The sequence below is a fragment of the Frankia tisae genome (assembly GCF_025403405.1).
In the GTDB taxonomy this organism is placed as follows: Bacteria; Actinomycetota; Actinomycetes; order Frankiales; family Frankiaceae; genus Frankia; species Frankia tisai.
In genome coordinates, this window is record NZ_JANEZT010000792.1 from 1 (window position 1) to 494 (window position 494).

Annotated in this window: 1 pseudogene; it reads right to left on the reverse strand. The window is 75.3% G+C overall.

Features of this window, described 5'->3' with window-relative positions:
• Window positions 1–338: pseudogene (locus NBZ85_RS31715) on the reverse strand (hypothetical protein); the annotation flags it as partial.
• Window positions 339–494 lie beyond the last annotated feature (156 nt).

Sequence of the window (494 nt, forward strand, 5' to 3'; positions counted from 1 at the left end):
CCCCCACCCAGGCGGCTGGCGTCTGCGTCCGCGTAGGCGTGGGCATGGGTGTCGGCGGCTGTGCCGGTGCCGCAGTCGGTGCCGCTGGTGCCGGTGCCGTGGAGGCACAACGCGCTCGCGGTCTGCCGGGCGCGGGCAGAACCGTCGGTGAGTACCCGCGCCCGGGCGGGCAGTGCTCCGGCCGCTGCAGCGGCCGCGGTTGCGGCCCGGCGCAGCCCGTCCGCGTCGACATCCTCGTCGATGGGAAACCGGGCGGCCCGCAGCGCGGGGGTCGGCGCCGAGCTGACCAGCGCGAGCCGAACAACGACACCCGCGGACCTGGCACCTGGCGACATCATCGGCCGAGGTAACCAACGCCGCGCCGCCGCGTCAACCGGGTGGCGAAGCCGCTGGACGGTTACTGGGTGGTGGCGGCCGGGTGGTGGCGGCCGGGTCCGAAGGATCGGGTGGGTTACCGCTCCCGTCAGGTGTTGAACGGGGAGCGGTCGGGGGTC